A 16,189-nucleotide genomic window follows, 5' to 3' on the forward strand; every position below is an offset into this window, starting at 1 on the left:
GGATGACTGCCCGTAAGCCCTCGCGTGTGTGCCTGTCAAGTCGGACGCGTCGCGCGACGCGTGCGCTCAGATCAGATCGGGACTGATGGCGGCGCGCAACACTGCCTCCTCTTCGCCGTGGCGCTCGCGGCTCTCGATCCACCAGATGCCCGCTTTTTTCAGCGGCCAGCTCGCGCGGCTGTCGCCGAGCAGTTGCGCGGCGACGTGGCCGAGCGTCGGTTGATGGCCGACGATCACCACGGTCTGCGCGATGCCGCCGGGCCAGCCGGCCGCTTCGAGGACATCGTTCGCGCTCGCGTTCGGCGCGAGTTCGCGCACGACGCGATACTGGTCGCTCAACGTCTCGGCGGTCTGGATCGTGCGCACCGCGGGGCTCGCGAGGACGACCGCGTCCTCGGGTAGGCGGGCGCGCAGCCATTTCGCGGCGTTTTGCGCCTGCTTGCGGCCGCGCGTGGTGAGCGCGCGCGCGAGATCGCTCGCGGCGACATCTTCTGCTTCGGCATGACGCCAGAGGATCAGGTCCATGGGAGTCTCCTTTTGAGCGGCTTGGGATGGCGTTGCGGCGGGTCTGCGCGGCTTGGCAACGAGGTGCGTGCGCAAGCACTGTCGCATGCACGGGTGATGGTTTGCAAGGCGAGTGCCTGATGGATCGGCTGTCGGTGACCCGCACGAACAGGACGCCCGGCAAAGCGCCGCCGCCGACGCGAAGCGCGAGGCGGTACCTGAACGAAGGTTCTAAAAGGCACTTTCCAAGACCGAAATGAGCCTGAGCGAACTCGCTCTGTTTCGTCCAACTTGATGATCATCCGGTTATGATCCGTCACCCTCAGGCATTCGCTGTTAAGCGGCGCACGATTCAGATCGTATCGGGTTCGATATCGGGCGGAAACGCGTCCTTCGACACTCCGTTCAGGCTCATGTGCCGGTGGACAACGCTTTTGTCTGTCTCATCGAAAGCTGAAGAGATTTTGGGCGGTCGCCCATGTACGGACTGCCTGTCGCACGGTAATTATCTGACTGCTGTCAACTCCGGCAGCGACTTCAGATGGACCAACGACACACCTATGTCCCTGTCCGTATTTGAGATGCACTCCGTGGAGCTGTTCTGCCAGCGGCCATCGGGTGCCTGTTATGTCATCTGTGACGAGTGGCACTATAAAGCGTGCCTTGGCAAGGCAGCAGACCGTCAGAAGGCCAGGGCGGAGACCCGGGAATTTCTTGAGATTGCCGAACTCAATCACAGCAAGTGGGAGCAGGACCGGAAGCTTGTCAGGAATCTCCTTGACAGTCACTGGCTGTTTTTTCATAACGTGCGGGACCGTAACCCTGACACCGATGGCTGGTGGGTCATCCTTGCTCTTCTCGAAGAGGTTCGCCGGGGCAAACTGCTTGCCATTCGAGGTCCGCGTAATAGCCTGTTTCCGTCACCCTACAGCAGTACGCCGTTAAGGGATCCCATAGCGAGGACCGGCAGTCACCCGGACGGCGAACCCATTCTGTCCGTCCAGTATGATCCGGCCACCCGGCAAGCCCGGCTGAACGCTGCGCGCGCAGCCAGAGCGGGCAATAGAGTCGCATCAACGCTGCTTGGCGATGCGCGGCCGGTCGACTATCAGCCAGAGGCCCTCAGCGACGATACAGAAGAACTCGCGGCGAGCACGAACAATCCGAACTACGCGGCGAAAATGCTGGGATATGACCGCGACACGTTTGGCGACATGATTCATGCGATGAAATATGATCTGAAGCTGCGAGGCGATGACAATGTCATTTGGCACGATAGTGGGGACGTTGAATTTAGAAAAAACATCATCGCAATATGCACGACTATGCAAACTGATCTTCATACGATGAACGTACATCAACTCGCACATGCATCATTTTCGATAGCCGGGGATGATTTGGATCCCGATGTTTGGACCAGATATTTCGGCGTTTCGCCGGACACGGCGATAGTCAAGGGGAAGCGGTTTTTGACGCCGTCGGGGCGATTGAGTAGCGTGCCGGGGCGTACTGGCGTATGGGGGGTGAGAAGCAAAGCCGCCGTTCATAGCGACTCGCTGGAACCGCACCTCCGCTACCTTATTGATCGCCTGAATTTGCCGCGAGATGACCTGCGCCAGCTACTCGCAGACAAGGGCGCACAGATGCGTTTCTTCTGTTATTGGGACAACGAGAGGGGCGACCGCGTGCCTGATGTGCCCGACGATATTCGCACCATGATGGAAGCCATGGGCGGCACCGTTGAGATTGATGAATATCGATAGAGCCTCGCTAGCAGATTTTAGGCGAGGGATCGCGACGAAGGCCGATTCGCGTTGGTCGAATTTGCCTACACAGCGCCTGGACGGACCCAGAAAGCAAAAAGCCCAGCCGGTTAAGGCTGGGCTAAGTGCTTGATTCCAATGGTCGGAGCGAAAGGATTCGAACCTTCGACCCTCTGATCCCAAATCAGATGCGCTACCAGGCTGCGCTACGCTCCGACGAATCCGAGAGTATAGGGGGTACGGACAGGAGCGTCAATGCCTTGGCTTGCGCTTGCTCGGCGGTGAGCTATATACGCCCCATCAACAGCAGAATGATCACGACGATCAGGACGACGCCGACGAGCCCAGTCGGTCGATAGCCCCAGCCACTGCTATACGGCCAGCTTGGCAATGCGCCGATCAACAGCAGGATGAGCACGATTAGCAGGATGGTTCCGACGGTCATGGCGTTCTCCTTTTCGAAGGGCCGCGAAATCGCTGGCCGCATCGTCACGCTGGTTTGGCGCATTGCGCGCCGCGACAATCGACGCGCGTATCGCGCGCCTGTTGTTGGATCGGAACCCGCAAGGCATGTGCCAATCACCGATGAAGATCAATGCGGCGAGGCCTTGGACGAAGGTGAAAAAAGGAGGGAGCGGCGCGCGTAGCGTCACCGTTTGCTGTAGGTATGTCCAAGGAATTGACAAGGGATTGCGCACGTGCAGCGGACGACGACGCGCGCGGCGCATGCATGCGCCGCAACGCCGGTCATCGCATCACCGAGCGGACGCGCAACTGAGGCACTGCGATGTGCCGGTGCCCCGGTTAGAGGGACTCGATCCGAGTTCGAAGATCACCCGCGTCAATGCCGTGGACGCCTCCAATGCGGCATATGCAGATGCTGATGCGTCCAGTGATGCAGCATGCCCTCGCCGTCGTGTTCTCGCCGGTAGGCCCGCGATTCGAAAATCGACAACGCCACCAGCACGATCAGGCCTATGGCGAGCCCGACCAGGCCCGCGATCGATTCACCGTCCATGGCAGTCTCCCGGTAGGTTCAGCCATGAACCCATAGTAGCGCAGGTCTGGCGAAATCTCACGAAATGGAACGACCGCGGCACGAGCCGGCGTGATGGCGTCGCGGAACGCGCTTTGCGGGTAGACTCTCGGCGCGCCGGCGGACGTCCGCCATCCTATTTGTCCCGGAGAAGATTGCAAAATGACCCGCGTTCTGACTGTTGCCTTGCTGTTGTGCGCCGGCGTCGCCGGCTGTGCGGACAATCCGTCCGCGCATCGCGGCAGCCCGCCACATGATCCCGCCGACTACCACGGCGTGCCCACCGACGATCGGCCGCCCGCGATGGTGCCCGCGCCCGTCGCACAGTGAGCGCTCGTCGAAGTGAAAACGATCGGGAAAGGGCGGGGCGGGAAAAGCGAAGCGGCGGCGCGGGCACGCCGGCACTTCTGACCCGTGCCGACTGTTCGCGCGGAGAGCACGGGCTGAAAACATTCTAGGACGCGCTCGTTATGCGATACGTATGCGCTTGTTTCAAGCCGTAACGTTCCGTCGTCCGCCGAACAGCCAACGGAGCGCGGCGCACCGCGCTACTACGCCGCCGCGATCCCTCGCGACACGCCCGGCAGGTAACGCGCGAGCGTCGCGCCGCGCGTGGCCATGAAGATCAGCAGCGCGATCCACAGCCCGTGATTGCCGTGCCACGCGAGCAATGCCCACGATGCCGCCACGAACACCACGAGCGACACCACCATCGCCATCATCAGTTCGCGCGTGCGCGTCGCGCCGATGAACACGCCGTCGAGCAGGAAGCCCCACACCGAAATGACCGGCGACAGCGCCGCCCACGGCAGATAGGTTTCGGCCGCGGCGCGCACGGCGGCCTGATCGGTGAGCCGCTCGATGATCCATGCGCCCGCGCCCCAGTACACGAACGAGAAGCCGATCGCGCCGAGCGCCGACCATAGCGCGGTGACCTTGACCGCCTGCGCGAACGCGTGACGATCGCGCGCGCCGATCGCCGCGCCTACCAGCGCCTCGGCCGCATGCGCGAAACCGTCGAGCCCGTACGCCATGAAGGTCTGGAAATTGAGCAGCAATGCGTTCGCGGCGAGCGTCGCGTCGCCTTGCCGCGCACCGAGATGCGCAAACCAGCCGAACGACGACAGCAGGCACAGCGTGCGCACGAAAATGTCGCGATTCAGCACGACGAGCCGCTTCAGCGCGGCGGCGTCGAACAAGGCGGCGCGATTCAGCGCGGGCAGGCCGCGCGGCCTGCCGTGCCATAGCAGCGCGAGGCCGAGCACGAAGCCGAGCGCGTCGGCAGTCGCGGTAGCCGCGCCGATGCCAGCGACGCCCCAATGAAACGCGTACACGTACAGCAGCACCGCGACGATGTTCACGCTGTTGATGAACACCTGCGACAGCAACGCGAGCCGCACCCGCTGCGTGCCGAGCAGCCAGCCCAGCACCACGTAGTTGCCGAGCGCGAGCGGCGCGGCCCAGATCCGCGCGTGGCAATAAACCTGCGCGTGCCGCTGCACGGCGTCGCTGCCGCCGATCGCTCGCAGCGCGTAGTCGATCAGCGGTTGCTGCACGAGCAGCACCAGCCCGCCGATCGCAGCCGCCATCAGCAGCGCGCGCACGACGCTGTTGCGCAGCTCGTCGCCGTGGCCCGCGCCGTGCGCCTGCGCGACGAGGCCGGTGGTGCCCATGCGCAGGAAGCCGAAGCCCCAGAACACGAAGTTGAAGAAGAGGCCGCCGAGCGCGACGCCGCCGAGGTACGAGGCACTGTCCAGATGACCAGCGACGGCGGTATCGACCGCGCCGAGGATCGGCTGCGTCAGATTCGCGAGGACGATCGGGAACGCGAGCGCGAGCACCCGGCGATGCCAGCGCACCGGCAGCGCAGGCGCGCTGGCCGAATGCGCGGCGGTTTCGGAAGGCTGGGCGGGGGGCATGCCGGCGTCGGGGCTCCCGGCGTCGGGCGTCCCGGCATCGGACGTCCTCGCGTCGCTCAAGAGCGCTCCTGTACGCACACCCACGGCGAGACGACGACCGCCCACAGCTCGGGGTCGCGCGCGGCGAAATCGGCGGCCGTCTCCGACTGCACGCGCTCGACGAGGCCGGAAGACAACCATTGGGCGACCTGGGTGGTGTCGTCGTTGGCGATCGCTTCGGCGACGCTCACGAGATCAAGGTCGCGCGCGACGTGCAGCAGGATGCCGCGCGCAAAGAAACGTTCGAGTTCGCTCCAGCCGATCTTGGCGGTTTCGCCGAGCAGCTTCGCGTACAGGGGGCTTTGGGGGGCGTCGTTGGAAGTCATCGTAGGCGGGGTCGGACGGGGCCGTCACTATAAACCATTGGCGCAGACCGCCGGGCCGCGTGGCGGGCTTGCGCAACGCGCCGAGCGGGTCTTTTAATGCATCGCCGGACTGAGTCGGATTCTGAACCTGGATGCCGGCGGATTCAACGACGACGGCGCACGAGCCTTGCCGCCAATCAGCGTCCGATTAATCGTCCGAATATTCAAAACTTGAAACGCGAGTTTGAATGCGGTTTCAGGATTGCGGGTGGAATTGTTGATGTTAAAACTTTCGCTATTGCGAATTTGTTGTGAGGAAATATCGAGGATTATTCGAAAGTGTTGGCGCGACTAATCGATGCGTTACGTGCGTTTCCGCACCAAGTTTATATTCGCAAGCGAAAACGGTTTATTGGCGAACGAGTTAGTCTTATTCGGACAGATGTCTTTCCTCTGCCGTTTTGTCGGGATTTTCTTTGATCGGCCAGGAGCATTGACTGGTGCGAGCCTCGGGGAATCTAGTTTGAATGACCTGGCGGGTTGCGTATCCGGGCTGCGGCGCATTTAGCCGGTCGCATTTCGACATTTCCGATTCACGGATTGCGTAATCCGTACGCCGTGTAACATTGACCGCAAAATTATTGGATTGCGCTTGTAAATGCAGATTGTTAGATTTCGTTCTGGCGCATGGTGAACCGGTCCTTTGCCGATATGCGCCGAACCCCCGTTAGCCCGGCTTCGTGCCGGGCTTTTTTTTTGAACGGATTTACGCGGGTGTTTAACCACTGCGGCGATCTTCACCGCGAATACACACACACGGCCGATGATGGACGATTATTTTTTGCGGCGCGAGGCTCATCACCGGGGTGATCATCTTTGTCGGAGTATGGATGATCGCGCTCGCGTTGCTGCTGCGTTTCGCCGCTCGCATCGATCCGCGCTCGGGACACCGGCGACGCCGCTAAGCGGTGACGCTATCGCGCTGGGCGGCCGCGCGCACCGCACGGTGTGCCTCCTTTACTGCTTGCAGCGAATGACCATCGAACGGTTTTTCACATTCGCGCCGAAAATCCCGCCGATCGTGCCGCCGGACGTCGCGCCGTTGTCGACGTCTTTCGACACCACGTCGTACCCGTAGTTGCCGCAGGTTTCGCCCGCGCGCTTGTAGCACTCGGCCCAGCTCGTGCTCGCGTCGCTGCCGCTGCAGTTGATCGCGAACCCCGTGTCGCCGCTCGGCAGATAGGTCATCGTGGTCGTGGTCGAGCAGCCGCCGAGGCCGCCGAGCGTCAGGAGGCCGAGACTGATCGTTGCGGCCGTCGCGACGCGCGCCAATGGGCTTTTCATTTCAGATTCCTTGCAAATAACGGAAGGGCGTGGCGCGCAGCCACGCCGCTTCGAATTGAGCGTTTATAGCACGGCGGGTTCCCGCGCCTGCCGCCGCCTAGCGCGGCGGCAGTTCCTTGGACGGATCGATCGAGCGACCCTGGTAGCGCAGCTCGAAATGCAGCATCACGCGATCGGTATCGGTGTCACCCATTTCGGCGATTTTCTGGCCGCGCTTGACCGATTCGCCTTCCTTCACGAACAGCGCGCGGTTATGCGCGTAAGCGGTCAGGTAGTCGGCGTTGTGCTTGAGGATCAAAAGATTGCCGTAGCCGCGCAGACCGTTGCCCGCATAGACCACGGTGCCGGGCGCCGCCGCGACGATCGGTGTGCCGGCCGCCGCGGAAATATCGATGCCCTTCGAGTTGCCGCCGTCGAAACGGCGGAATACGGTGCCGTCGGCCGGCCAGACCAGCGAAATCGGCGCGGGCGCGGTGGCCGGCGCAGTGTCCGCCGGCGCGGGCCGCGGCGCGGCCGACGCGCTCGCGCTGCCGCTGTTGCTGCTACCACCACCGCCGCCGCTACGGATTGCGCCGCTCGTCGACGCCGTTCCGCTCGGTGGCGCGACACGCAGCACCTGGCCGACCTCGATGTTGTCCGGATTGGTCAGGTTGTTCCAGCGCGCGATGTTTTGCACCGACTGCCGGTTGCCGCGCGCGATTTTCGACAGCGTGTCGCCCCGTTCGACCCGGTAGTAGCCGGGCGCCACTGGCGCCGACCCGCACGCGGCGAGCAGCGCGAACAACGCCGCGCAACCGAGTCGTTTGATTCTTGTCGTTTCCAGCATTGGACCTCGCAAAGCGCTGCCGCGCGCCGATCCCGATCACGCGGCACAGACAGACAAAGCGTTCGATTCTAACGGTTTTGTGTTGCGCCCCCCGGCGAGGGGGCGAGGGGGCGGGCGGCCGCTTCGAGCGGCTCGCCGCCGCCGTCGGCGTATCAGCCGGACTTCTCGACGCTAATGCGCAGGGCCGCCGTCTCGGTTTGTCCCGGCTCGAGCCAGCGCAAACCGCGGCCGTTATGGATCGCATCCGGCAGCCCGAGCCACGGCTCCACGCAGTAGAAGTCCGACTGCGGCGTTTCAGTCCACGTCGTGACCGAGTACCAGGGCACCGAGCCAGGCCGCTGCAGATCGATCGTAATCACGCGATTGATGCCCGGCGCTTCGACCCGCACCGGTCGATCGGGCGTGCCGCTCAGGCAATGGAAGCGGTCGTAGATGCGGTCTTCGTCGAGCGTGTAGCTCGCTTCGCCAGGCTCGGCTGGGCTGATCGAGCCATCCCCGAGCTGGCGGCAGCGTTCAGTGCGCGGCAGCTCGATCGTCGTCTGCGCGCGCTGCGTGTGCGGCAGCGTGAAGTAGAAGTGATGGCCGGCGTAGTAAGGCAGGCGCGTGTGGCCGGTGTTGGCGGTGGTCAGCGTCACGTCGAGCGTGCGCGGATCGATCAGCTCGTAAGCGGCCTCGAAGCGAAAGCCGAACGGATAGACGGCGCGGGTCGCTTTGCTGTCGGTCAGAACCATGCGCAGGCCGGCGCCGTGCACGTCGGCGTGGGGCTCGAACGGCAGGTCGCGCGCGAAACCGTGCATCGGCATCTCGCGCACGGTGCCATGCGCGTCACGCCAATAGCCGATCTTGCCGTCGACGAAGTGACGGCCGAGAAACGGAAACAGCAGCGGATTGCCGCCGCGAATCCGCGCGGGCACGCTCCAGTCGGCGTGCTCGGGCCAGTGGATCACCTCTTCGCCGTCGATCGTCCACGACAGCAGGCGGCCGCCGGCTTGCGGCGAAAAGCGGAGCACGGAGGCGTCCTGGGCGATCTCGAGAATGTCCTGTTCCGGGGAGAGGGGCATGGTCAGTAGGTAGCCAGATAGAGGTTGAGGGTCGTGCAAAGCGGTCGGCCGCGTCGGCCGACGCGATCCGCATTGAAGCGGCGTTTTGCGCCACTCGCCGCGACTGCGTCACCCGTGGTGAAACCGCGATTTTGCGCTGCTTTGCGCTACGGGGAAACCCTTCCCGGGAAATTGCGGGTGTCGGAAAAGGGCGAATCCTATTGATAATCCGTCTGAGCGTCCGGTCCATCCGACTCCCGGGCGAATCGGCTCAGGAGGCATCATGGATCTCGCAATGGCAATGGCCGTTTCTCTGTTCGGCATATTCACGGCTAGCACGTACTACTTCTTCCACTCGCTCAAGCGCTGATCCCGCTCCGTTCATTCCTCTGCGTTCGCAGTACGCGCGCGACGAATCCGCTGCTCGCTTCCTTGCCCTCGCGTAACAACCGTGTCGAGTTGTGACGCGGCGCGTCAATATCTATCCGAATGTAGCCTAACCGCTTGGCGCTGACTGTGCAGCCAGGCATAATCGGTGCGCTTTTTGACGCGCCGGCTTTCCTTTTGTGCGGCGCAGTTCCCCGACATTTTCCTTACAAGGACCGCCGCGTGAACCTGTCGTTTCTGATTTTTCTGAGCGTGCTGCAAGGCGTGACCGAACTGTTTCCGGTGAGCAGCCTTGGCCACACGCTGCTCGTGCCCGCCCTGTTCGACATGCACATCGACAAGCATGCGCCGCAGTTGCTGCCGTTCCTCGTCGCCCTGCATCTGGGCACCGCGTTCGCGCTGCTGTGGTACTTCCGCGCGCGCTGGTACGCGCTGGTGCGCGGTTTCTTCGCGTCGCTCGGTGGCCGCCGCAACGACGACGGTCACATGATGTGGGCGCTGATCATCGGTACGATTCCGGCGGGTCTCGTCGGTCTCGTGCTGGAAAAGCGCCTCGAGGCGATTTTTCACGATCTGCGAATCGTCGCGTTTGCGTTGATCGTAAACGGCGTGCTGCTGTGGTTCGGCGATCGCCTGCAACGCGCGCGCGCGCATCGGGCGCCGGAAAAGCTGACGTTCCGCCAGGCGTTCTTCGTCGGCCTCGCGCAGATCGGCGCGCTGATTCCGGGCTTCTCGCGCAGCGGCCTGACGATGATCGCCGGCAATGCGGCCGGCCTCACCACCGAGAAAGCCGCCGAGTTTTCGTTTTTGCTCGGCACGCCGATCATTTTCGCGGCTGGCGTACTCGAACTGCCAAAGCTGCTCCACGCGCCCAGTCAGCTCGCCGACGCGGCGCTCGGCGGCGTGCTGACCGCGATCGCCGCGTACCTGAGCGTGCGTTTCCTGATGCGCTACTTCGAGGGCCGCGGGCGTCTCGCGTCGTTCGGTTTGTACTGCGCGATCGCGGGAATCGTGTTCCTCGGCTGGTTCATGCTGCATCCGCAGCCGGTCTGAGGGCGGCGGGCGATCGGTTATAATCCCGGCCCGGTTGCTTGCAGGTCAGTTAAAATTTTAGTTTGCGCGAAATGGGGCGGCTCGCGGCGAGTGCCGGTTTCATGCGAATAGCGATCCATACGGCAGTAGCTCAGCTGGATAGAGCATCGGCCTTCTAAGCCGAGGGTCGGGGGTTCGAGCCCCTCCTGCCGTACCAGAATCATCGAAGGGTTACAGGCCTCGCGCCTGTAACCCTTTTTGTCTTTTTGCTGTCTTTTCGCACCTCGCGCGGATCCTTGAACGCGACGCCGAGCTGCTTCGGGTGTTTCCCGACTCAGGAAATCGCGCGCGACGCCGTTAGTTCGACAGAACCGTTTGACGCGCCGCGATGGAGGAATCAGCGTGAACCGACTAAGCCTCGACACCAAACTCTGGCTCGCGCTGCTGATCACGTGGCTCGGCCTGCTCGGCCTGCTCGGCCTCGGCGGCTGGGCCGCGTGGCAGTCGCGCGCGACGATGCTCGCTGAGCGCAAGTCGGCGGTGCAGAACGTCGTCGAGAGCGCGTACGGCATCGTCGCCGACTACGCGCAGCGCGCCGACCAACACGAGCTGACGCCCGATGAGGCGCGCCAGCAGGCGCTCGTCCGCCTGTCCACGATGCGCTACCCCGGCAGCGGCTACATGATCGTGACGACCGCGACGCCGGTCGTGATCATGCATCCAGTGCTCGCCGATTTGCGCAACAAGGACGTGTCGCACTACGCGGACACCGACGGCAAGCTGCTGTTCGTCGAGATGGTCAAGGTGGCGCAGGCGCAGGGGCACGGCTTCGTCGATTACATGGGACGCCTTGCCGGCCACAACGAGCACGTGCCGAAGATCAGCTTCGTCAAGCGCTTTGCCGCGTGGGACTGGTATCTGATTTCGGGCGTCTACGTGAACGACATCGACGTGGCGTTCCGCGCCGACCTGCTGCGCTATCTGCTGCCGATCCTCATGATCGGCAGCGTCAGCACCATCGCGCTCGTACTGATCATCCGCAACGTCAAGCGCAGTCTCGGCGGCGAGCCCGCCTACGCGGCGAGCGTCGCGGAGACGATCGCCGACGGCGATCTATCGTGCCCCGTCACACTGGCCGGCAACGATCAGGAAAGCATGCTGTTCGCGATGCAGCGCATGCAAAGCCGCCTCGCCGACGCGATCAGGCGTATTCGCGGCGGCACCGAAACGATCACGGTCGCGGCGGAAGAAATCGCCGCGGGCAATCTCGATCTGTCGGCACGCACGGAACAGCAGGCGTCGTCGCTCGGCGAAACGGCCGCGAGCATGGAGCAACTGACGGCGACCGTCAAGCAGAACGCCGACAACGCGCTGCAGGCCAACCGCATGGCGCACTCCGCGTCGCAGCTCGCGGGCGAGGGCGGCGAGGCCGTGCAGCACGTCGTCGCGAATATGCAGAGCATCGCGGCGAGTTCGGCGCGCGTCGTCGATATCATCGGCGTGATCGAGAGCATCGCGTTTCAGACCAACATCCTCGCGCTGAACGCGGCCGTCGAAGCCGCGCGCGCCGGTGAGGAGGGTCGCGGCTTCGCGGTCGTCGCGGGCGAGGTGCGCAATCTCGCGCGCCGCAGCGCCGACGCGGCCAAGGAGATCAAGACGCTGATCGAGGATTCGGTCGCGCGCGTCGGCAGCGGCAAGGCGCTCGTCGAGAAAGCGGGCGGCACGATGGATTCGCTCGTCGATGCGGTGAAGCGCGTGACCGACATCATCAGCGAGATTTCCGCCGCGTCGGACGAGCAGAGCCGCGGCATCGAGCAGGTCAATCTCGCGATCGCGCAGATGGACGAGACCACGCAGCAGAACGCGGCGATGGTCGAGCAGGCGGCGGCCGCCGCGCAGTCGATGCAGGAGCAGGCGCAGATGCTGCGCGACGTCGTCAGCACGTTCCGCCTGCAGGGGGCGGCCGCCGCGCGTTGATGGCCGCGTCGATGGCGCGCTGCCTGCAGAAGTGCGCATGCTATGCTTTTGAGGTCAGGATCAAAAGCCCAAAAACCGCGTGCGCCCGTGCGCGCCGTGCGCACTTCAAGGAGAGTCCCACATGTCGACGCGAACCCGTGTGCTGTTCCGCCTTGGTGCCGCAGGCCTGCTGCTCGGCGCGGCGATCGGCGCGCAAGGGGCGAACCTGGCCTTTCTGAACGACACGCCGATCACCTACATGAAGCAGCGCGACAACGACTCGATCAAGCGCGCGGTCATGAGCGCGCTCAATGACAGAAAGGACGGCGACAGCTTTACGTGGGTCAACGACGGCACCGGCAATAGCGTGAAGATCGACGCGACCATCACGATGGATAGCACCTCGACCGACGGCGGCCGCACTTGCCGCATCCTCGGCGTCGTACTCAATGCGAAAGGGCAATCGATGAACCTGCGTCCGAACTTCTGCAAGGTAGGCGGCGCCTGGCAACTGCAGAAGCGATGAGCCCGCGAATCGTCTCATGCGGGATCGTGCTGCTCGATCCCGACGGGCGCGTGCTGCTCGCGCACGCCACCGAAACGACGCACTGGGATATTCCGAAAGGGCAGGGCGAGGACGGCGAGGCGCCGCACGTCACCGCGCTGCGCGAGATGGTCGAGGAGACCGGCATCGCGCTCGAGGCTGGCCGCCTGAAGGATCTCGGCCTGTTCGTCTATCGGCGCGACAAGGACCTGCATCTGTTCGCGGCGCGCGCGAGTGCCGGCGAACTCGATCTGAGCACGTGCACCTGCACGTCGCTATTTCCGCGCCGCTCGGACGGCACGCTGATCCCGGAAATGGACGACTACCGCTGGGCGTCGATCGAAGAGGTCCCGCACTATGCGAGCCGTAGTCTGACGCGGCTCTTCGAGACGACGCTGTCGCTCGCGGAACTGCACCGGTCGCTATAGAGGGCGCGCGCCGCGTTCAATCGAGCGCGTGGTCGTTAGGATGCGCGAACAACGCGCGATTCTGCTCCGACAGCGGGAAATTGACATTGATGCCGCGCGGCGGAATCGGCTGCGTGAACCACTGCCGGTACAGACGCTCCGCGTCGCCGGACGTCTGCGAGCGCACGATCACGCGATTCACGAGCGCGCGGAACGGCTCGTCGCCCTTGCGGAACATGCACGCATACACCTCGTAGCCGAGCGGCGTACCCGTCACGATGAAATCGTCGGGATGCGGGTCGGTCGCCTTGAAACCGTAGACGATCGGCTCGTCCATCACGAACGCCACTGCGCGGCCGTCCTTCATCGCGTTGAAGGCTTCCTGATGGTCGCGCACGCTCATGATGCGCATGTTCAGCTGCTTCTCGGTGTTGAGGCTGCGCAGCAGGCGCTCGTCGGACGTGCCCGCGGTCGTCACGACCGGCTTGCCGGCCAGATCGGGGAAGTCGGTGATGCCGCTGTTCTTGCGCGTGATCATGCGCACTGCGTACTGGAAAAAGCTGTCCGAAAACGCGGCGACGTTTTCGCGCTCGACCGTGTGCGTGGTCGAGCCGCATTCGAGATCGATCTGATTGTTCAGCAGCATCGGCGTGCGGTTCGACGAAGTCACCGTGATTTCGTGAACCCGCAACTGCGCGATGCCGAGCGTCTTCCTGATTTCATCGACGATCTGCATCGCGATCGCCTGCGAGTAGCCGACCGTGCGCTTGCCGTCGAAGTACGAGAACGGGATCGATGCCTCGCGCACGCCGAGCACGACGACGCCGTCGTCGTGGATCTTTCTCAGCGTGCCGGTCAGTTCATCCGCGCGTGCGGGGCCGGCGAACGCGAACACGCCGCAGGCGGCCAGCGCAAGCAGCACGCGGTGCATGCCGCGCACGAGATGCGGCATGCCTGAGCCGCGCCGGGCCCGTCCGCCCCGAACCATACCTTCAGACCCTTCCCCGCAGCGGCCTGCAACCTTCATCGGGCCTCCCGGACCGGCGCGCCCAGGCGAGCGCGCTGTGATATCGATCTAACATCCTGCAACCCGGATGGCCCGGCAGCGCCGGGCCGTCGCTGACGCGAGCTTAGGCCGGCTTGCCCCAACTGTCGCGCAGACTGACGATGCGGTTGAATACGGGCTTACCCGGCTTCGAATCGACGCGATCGGCAACGAAGTAGCCGTGCCGCTCGAACTGGTAGCGCTGCTCCGGCAGCGCGTGGCGCGCGCCGGTTTCGAGGTAGGCCTGGACCACGCGCTTCGAGTCCGGATTCAGCGCTTCGAGGAAATCGCGCCCGCCGGCGTCCGGTTGCGGTTCCTTGAAGAGCCGGTCGTAGATGCGCACTTCGGCCGGGCACGCGGCCGCCGCGCTGACCCAGTGGATGTTGCCCTTGACCTTGTAATTGTTCGCGCCTTCGGTGCCCGATTTGCTGTCCGGGAAGTAGTTGCAGTGCACCGCGACGATATTGCCGTTCTCGTCCTTGTCCGCGTGCGTGCATTCGATCACGTAGCCGTAGCGGAGGCGCACCTTGTTGCCCGGGAACAGGCGGAAGTAGCCCTTCGGCGGCGTTTCCGTGAAATCCTCGCGCTCGATCCACAGCTCGCGAGAAATCGGAAACTCGCGCACGCCCTGTTCCGGATGATGCGGATGCACCGGTGCGTGGCACGGCTCGGTGAGGCGTTCGGGGAAATTGTCGATGATCAGCTTGACCGGATCGAGCACGGCGGCGATGCGCGGCGCCTTCTCGTCGAGATCGTCGCGCAGCGCGCCTTCAAAGACGCTCATGTCGATCCACGAGTCGACCTTGGTCACGCCGATGCGCTCGCAGAACAGCTGGATCGATTCGGGCGTGAAACCGCGCCGGCGCACGCCGACGATGGTCGGCATGCGCGGGTCGTCCCAGCCTTCCACATGGCCTTCGTTGACGAGTTGCAGCAGCTTGCGCTTGCTGGTGATCGCATAGGTCAGGTTCAGGCGCGAAAACTCGATTTGCTGCGGCAACGGACGCTTGAAGATGCCGGCTTCGGCGAGCTCGTTCAGGATCCAGTCGTACAGCGGGCGGTGATCTTCGAATTCGAGCGTGCACAGCGAATGCGTGATGTTTTCGAGCGCGTCCGAGATGCAGTGCGTGTAGTCGTACATCGGGTACACGCACCAGGTGTCGCCGGTACGGTAGTGATGCGCGAAGCGGATGCGATAGATGACCGGGTCGCGCATGTTGAAGTTCGGCGACGACATGTCGATCTTCGCGCGCAGCACGTGCTCGCCTTCCTTGAACTCGCCCGCCTTCATGCGGCGGAACAGGTCGAGGTTTTCCTCGACCGAACGCTCGCGGAAACGCGACGGCGTGCCGACTTCGGTGGCCGAGCCGCGGTTCGCGCGCATTTCCTCGGCCGACTGACTATCCACGTACGCCTTGCCGCGCTGGATCAGCAGCTCGGCGAACTCGTACAGCTTGTCGTAGTAGTCGCTCGCGTAGTACAGATGCTCGGTGCGGTCCTTTTCCCATTCGAAGCCGAGCCAGCGCACCGAGTCGATGATCGACTCGACGTACTCGACGCTTTCCTTCTCCGGATTGGTGTCGTCGAAGCGCAGATGGCACACGCCGCCGTAGCTGCGCGCGACGCCGAAGTTCAGGCAGATGCTCTTCGCGTGACCGATGTGCAGATAGCCGTTCGGCTCCGGCGGGAAGCGCGTTTCGACGCGCTGGCTCCATTTGCCGGTGCGGTTGTCGTCGTCGATGATGTTGCGGATGAAATTGGATGCCGCGGGCGCGTCGTTGCGGTCAGCGTCTTTGCGTTCGGTATTCATGCGAGAAGGTGAGAGTCCGTGGGGGCGCGTGATGCACCCGCTTAGCCGTCAATTCTACCTGACGAGCCCGCTCGCGGCAGGCGCTTGCGGCGTGCAGCCAACGGTGGGGCGGGTCTGGCGCGGATGCCGCAGTCACCGGAGCAGGCACGCGGTGCTGTAACAGGAGGTAAAACGGGTTGGCGACGCGCGGCGCGCCGACTTAGGATGCGCTGCTGCGCGCGGCCCGCGCACC

Annotated in this window: 16 protein-coding genes and 2 tRNA genes; 7 read left to right on the top strand and 11 right to left on the bottom strand. The window is 63.9% G+C overall.

The genetic code is table 11. The features are described 5' to 3' along the window. Positions 1–66: 66 nt before the first annotated feature. Positions 67–525 carry a histidine phosphatase family protein gene (locus AB3X94_RS00695; protein ID WP_176105547.1) on the bottom strand — a complete coding sequence of 153 codons (459 nt, stop codon included), beginning with the start codon at positions 523–525 and terminating at the stop codon, positions 67–69. Positions 526–1,850: 1,325 nt separating this feature from the next. On the opposite strand from AB3X94_RS00695, the gene AB3X94_RS00700 reads away from it, so the two are divergent. Next, a complete protein-coding gene (locus AB3X94_RS00700; RefSeq protein WP_176105548.1) occupies positions 1,851–2,267 on the top strand; it encodes a DUF4279 domain-containing protein in 417 nt (138 codons plus the stop codon). 139 nt (positions 2,268–2,406) lie between these two features. On the opposite strand, the gene AB3X94_RS00705 is transcribed toward AB3X94_RS00700, so the two are convergent. The 3 genes from AB3X94_RS00705 to AB3X94_RS00715 form a co-directional block, all read right to left on the bottom strand. Further along, positions 2,407–2,483, bottom strand: a tRNA-Pro gene (locus AB3X94_RS00705). Positions 2,484–2,553: 70 nt separating this feature from the next. Beyond that, positions 2,554–2,712 carry a DUF3309 family protein gene (locus tag AB3X94_RS00710; RefSeq protein ID WP_176105549.1) on the bottom strand — a complete coding sequence of 53 codons (159 nt, stop codon included), beginning with the start codon at positions 2,710–2,712 and terminating at the stop codon, positions 2,554–2,556. Between the two features lie 396 nt (positions 2,713–3,108). Further along, a complete protein-coding gene (locus AB3X94_RS00715; RefSeq protein ID WP_176105550.1) occupies positions 3,109–3,285 on the bottom strand; it encodes a hypothetical protein in 177 nt (58 codons plus the stop codon). A gap of 180 nt (positions 3,286–3,465) precedes the next feature. On the opposite strand from AB3X94_RS00715, the gene AB3X94_RS00720 reads away from it, so the two are divergent. Next, positions 3,466–3,633, top strand: a complete 168-nt coding sequence (locus AB3X94_RS00720) for a hypothetical protein (protein ID WP_368590595.1) — start codon at positions 3,466–3,468, stop codon at positions 3,631–3,633. A 221-nt stretch (positions 3,634–3,854) separates the two neighbouring features. Here AB3X94_RS00720 and AB3X94_RS00725 read toward each other — a convergent pair whose 3' ends face one another. The 5 genes from AB3X94_RS00725 to AB3X94_RS00745 form a co-directional block, all read right to left on the bottom strand. Continuing rightward, the gene (locus AB3X94_RS00725) at positions 3,855–5,222 is read right to left on the bottom strand and encodes an MATE family efflux transporter (protein ID WP_368610775.1); all 1,368 of its coding nucleotides are present in this window, start codon (positions 5,220–5,222) and stop codon (positions 3,855–3,857) included. Positions 5,223–5,278: 56 nt separating this feature from the next. After that, complete coding sequence (locus AB3X94_RS00730) at positions 5,279–5,587, bottom strand: DUF2288 domain-containing protein (RefSeq protein ID WP_013089991.1); 309 nt, start codon at positions 5,585–5,587, stop codon at positions 5,279–5,281. Positions 5,588–6,583: 996 nt separating this feature from the next. Further along, complete coding sequence (locus tag AB3X94_RS00735) at positions 6,584–6,910, bottom strand: hypothetical protein (RefSeq protein ID WP_018433468.1); 327 nt, start codon at positions 6,908–6,910, stop codon at positions 6,584–6,586. Between the two features lie 97 nt (positions 6,911–7,007). Further along, positions 7,008–7,736, bottom strand: coding sequence for a peptidoglycan DD-metalloendopeptidase family protein (locus tag AB3X94_RS00740; protein WP_368610564.1), 729 nt, complete (start codon positions 7,734–7,736; stop codon positions 7,008–7,010). A gap of 152 nt (positions 7,737–7,888) precedes the next feature. After that, positions 7,889–8,797 carry an aldose epimerase gene (locus tag AB3X94_RS00745; protein WP_368610565.1) on the bottom strand — a complete coding sequence of 303 codons (909 nt, stop codon included), beginning with the start codon at positions 8,795–8,797 and terminating at the stop codon, positions 7,889–7,891. Positions 8,798–9,385: 588 nt separating this feature from the next. Here AB3X94_RS00745 and AB3X94_RS00750 point away from each other — a divergent pair. From AB3X94_RS00750 to AB3X94_RS00770, 5 genes are all read left to right on the top strand, one after another. Next, on the top strand, positions 9,386–10,216 hold the full coding sequence (locus AB3X94_RS00750; RefSeq protein WP_176105554.1) for an undecaprenyl-diphosphate phosphatase: 831 nt from the start codon (positions 9,386–9,388) through the stop codon (positions 10,214–10,216). Positions 10,217–10,335: 119 nt separating this feature from the next. After that, positions 10,336–10,412, top strand: a tRNA-Arg gene (locus AB3X94_RS00755). Between the two features lie 185 nt (positions 10,413–10,597). Then, a complete protein-coding gene (locus tag AB3X94_RS00760; protein ID WP_368610566.1) occupies positions 10,598–12,172 on the top strand; it encodes a methyl-accepting chemotaxis protein in 1,575 nt (524 codons plus the stop codon). 121 nt (positions 12,173–12,293) lie between these two features. Continuing rightward, complete coding sequence (locus tag AB3X94_RS00765; RefSeq protein WP_176107970.1) at positions 12,294–12,677, top strand: hypothetical protein; 384 nt, start codon at positions 12,294–12,296, stop codon at positions 12,675–12,677. Continuing rightward, positions 12,674–13,123: an NUDIX hydrolase gene (locus tag AB3X94_RS00770; RefSeq protein ID WP_013089984.1), complete on the top strand. Its 450-nt coding sequence runs from the start codon at positions 12,674–12,676 to the stop codon at positions 13,121–13,123. The genes AB3X94_RS00765 and AB3X94_RS00770 overlap by 4 nt, the downstream gene beginning before the upstream one ends. 16 nt (positions 13,124–13,139) lie before the next feature. Here the strand turns inward: AB3X94_RS00770 and AB3X94_RS00775 are convergent, their stop codons facing one another. Next, positions 13,140–14,033: a transporter substrate-binding domain-containing protein gene (locus AB3X94_RS00775; protein ID WP_368610776.1), complete on the bottom strand. Its 894-nt coding sequence runs from the start codon at positions 14,031–14,033 to the stop codon at positions 13,140–13,142. Positions 14,034–14,232: 199 nt separating this feature from the next. After that, positions 14,233–15,957 (bottom strand): glutamine--tRNA ligase/YqeY domain fusion protein, encoded by a 1,725-nt coding sequence (locus AB3X94_RS00780; protein ID WP_018433476.1) that lies wholly within the window; start codon positions 15,955–15,957, stop codon positions 14,233–14,235. Between the last annotated feature and the right edge of the window lie 232 nt (positions 15,958–16,189).

The sequence above is a fragment of the Paraburkholderia sp. BR10923 genome, assembly GCF_040948765.1.
Lineage (GTDB): Bacteria > Pseudomonadota > Gammaproteobacteria > Burkholderiales > Burkholderiaceae > Paraburkholderia > Paraburkholderia youngii.

Bases quoted from the DNA above. Each gene is read 5' to 3' on its own strand.
- AB3X94_RS00695 (WP_176105547.1), bottom strand. From the start codon at position 525: ATGGACCTGATCCTCTGGCGTCATGCCGAAGCAGAAGATGTCGCCGCG.
- AB3X94_RS00745 (WP_368610565.1), bottom strand. From the start codon at position 8,797: ATGCCCCTCTCCCCGGAACAGGACATTCTCGAGATCGCCCAGGACGCC.
- AB3X94_RS00715 (WP_176105550.1), bottom strand. From the start codon at position 3,285: ATGGACGGTGAATCGATCGCGGGCCTGGTCGGGCTCGCCATAGGCCTG.
- AB3X94_RS00735 (WP_018433468.1), bottom strand. From the start codon at position 6,910: ATGAAAAGCCCATTGGCGCGCGTCGCGACGGCCGCAACGATCAGTCTC.
- AB3X94_RS00730 (WP_013089991.1), bottom strand. From the start codon at position 5,587: ATGACTTCCAACGACGCCCCCCAAAGCCCCCTGTACGCGAAGCTGCTC.
- AB3X94_RS00765 (WP_176107970.1), top strand. From the start codon at position 12,294: ATGTCGACGCGAACCCGTGTGCTGTTCCGCCTTGGTGCCGCAGGCCTG.
- AB3X94_RS00720 (WP_368590595.1), top strand. From the start codon at position 3,466: ATGACCCGCGTTCTGACTGTTGCCTTGCTGTTGTGCGCCGGCGTCGCC.
- AB3X94_RS00775 (WP_368610776.1), bottom strand. From the start codon at position 14,033: ATGCACCGCGTGCTGCTTGCGCTGGCCGCCTGCGGCGTGTTCGCGTTC.
- AB3X94_RS00780 (WP_018433476.1), bottom strand. From the start codon at position 15,957: ATGAATACCGAACGCAAAGACGCTGACCGCAACGACGCGCCCGCGGCA.
- AB3X94_RS00710 (WP_176105549.1), bottom strand. From the start codon at position 2,712: ATGACCGTCGGAACCATCCTGCTAATCGTGCTCATCCTGCTGTTGATC.
- AB3X94_RS00770 (WP_013089984.1), top strand. From the start codon at position 12,674: ATGAGCCCGCGAATCGTCTCATGCGGGATCGTGCTGCTCGATCCCGAC.
- AB3X94_RS00700 (WP_176105548.1), top strand. From the start codon at position 1,851: ATGAACGTACATCAACTCGCACATGCATCATTTTCGATAGCCGGGGAT.
- AB3X94_RS00740 (WP_368610564.1), bottom strand. From the start codon at position 7,736: ATGCTGGAAACGACAAGAATCAAACGACTCGGTTGCGCGGCGTTGTTC.
- AB3X94_RS00725 (WP_368610775.1), bottom strand. From the start codon at position 5,222: ATGCCCCCCGCCCAGCCTTCCGAAACCGCCGCGCATTCGGCCAGCGCG.